We start from the raw sequence: 1,803 nt of genomic DNA on the forward strand, positions 1-1,803 counted from the left end.
AAAGCTGCTGTTAAACTTCCTTGGTCGGTTGGGATCAGGCAACAACCCGATAAGTTGTGCTGTGGCCAAATCATCAAAGGCACCAAAGTCAGCATTGATTGAAAGCAGACGTTTATTCTCTTCGCGCCAGTCCACTTTTCCCGTCGCCTCAAATCCATCCAGATTGAGATTGAGGTTTGAAAAAGTGGCGCCCGAATTGGAGAAGTCCACATCACCAACCAAGCTCGCTTTTGCGCCAAACAAGGGGTTTGTTTCACCAAAAGCACGCCACGAACGAGCCAAAGCATCCAACCGTTCGGTTTCCATCGAAAACCTGCCATCAAACGCGGCGTTCCCTTGGGCACTTATCAACTCGCCAGACAGACTAAGCAAAGTGTCGCCGGGCAATTTTGCGCTAAAGCTCTCAACCGTCCAGTTTTGACCATCTGTTTTGGCATCAAGCAAAACATTTCTAAGGCCCAATGCCTTTAGGCCCAATTCTGTTACATCAACGGACACATGGCCCGAAACATTGCCCAGCGCCGGCGGCGCGGGTAATTGGGAAAGCAGAGACACAAGTGCATAAGGGTCGTCGGCCGTTGCACTTAGCGCATCGTCAGGGAGCAAAGGCACAACACCGCCCGACAGCACAACATCAAATTCTCGATTTTCACCAAGCCGCACATCCACCGCCCCCGTCAAACGGGTGCCCGCCCGGTTTTCGTCTGGCTGCAGCGTATACTCGGTCAACTTGAAGCGATCCGGGGACAATTGCACCTTGCCATCCAAAATCATGTCGCCGCGCACTTCGTTTTCCGCCAGATTTTGCGGCGTAATGCGCAAGGTCAACTCGCCATCAAAAAATGGAGACAACGATGCGGTTGTTAATAAACCCTCTGTGGACAGCGAAAATGATTTATCGGATGGCGAAACAAAAGTGCTTATTCGGATATCACCGCGCTCATTCAGATCTGAAGTGTTGATACGAAGCGCCAACTCGTTTTCGTCCAACCGTCCTGATCCAGTAAACTCAAACGGCCCGCGCATAGCCGCAGCGCTCAATTTACCTTTTACGCTCTCCACCAGCCAATGTTCATCGGCGCGGGTATCGCTAAGCAAAAACGAACCATTGATGATTTGCGCATCTTCAATCGCAACATTGTCGCGCCCACCATTTTGCGCCAGTGCCAAGGGCAGTTCTAATCCGCCATCTTGGGCAATACGCAAATGGAATGAGGGGGTATCCAAAACCAATTTTTGCACATCATATTGATCGCGCAAGAACTGCATCAACGCCAAATGTGCATCAACACGTTCAATCTGCAGTATTGGAGAGTCGGTTGGTCCAACAGCCACTTGGGACATGACCATTTGTGGTTGTGGCAATAAGACGAACGAAAGATCGCCATTGATCCGAACATCTGTCCCCAACGCATCAGAAGCTATTTGCTCCATTCGCTGGCGATAAGGCGACCAGTCATAAAGACGCGGCACCACAAATGCTGCCGTGAGCAGCAATATGAGAACAACACCAATTACTATATAAACCCGATTTAACAACGAACTGACCGCAGCAATTCTGGAACCATGCAAAATCCTATGCGTTTGCGCATCATTCGTCACCCCAAATTGTCGTAAAATCTGCAATTTGGCATTTGAAATCACACCTTTATCCCATTTACCCTTGCACTAATACGCCAAACGGGCCTATCACCGAAGGGTGTTCAAGTGCGGTTTTAAGGGGGATCGCGCAAGATTATGGCAAAAAACGCCCGTCTAATTTGTCGTGTCGTCTACCGTTGGGTGCAACGCTATCTGGCCTGG

General features: G+C 49.9%; 1 protein-coding gene. It reads right to left on the bottom strand.

Features of this window, described 5'->3' with window-relative positions:
• The coding region (locus tag Q0231_RS13765) for an AsmA family protein (RefSeq protein ID WP_299348220.1) at positions 1–1,644 on the bottom strand (1,644 nt) is incomplete at its 3' end.
• Between the last annotated feature and the right edge of the window lie 159 nt (positions 1,645–1,803).

Source organism: uncultured Maritalea sp. (assembly GCF_937139385.1).
Taxonomy (GTDB): Bacteria; Pseudomonadota; Alphaproteobacteria; order Rhizobiales; family Devosiaceae; genus Maritalea; species Maritalea porphyrae_A.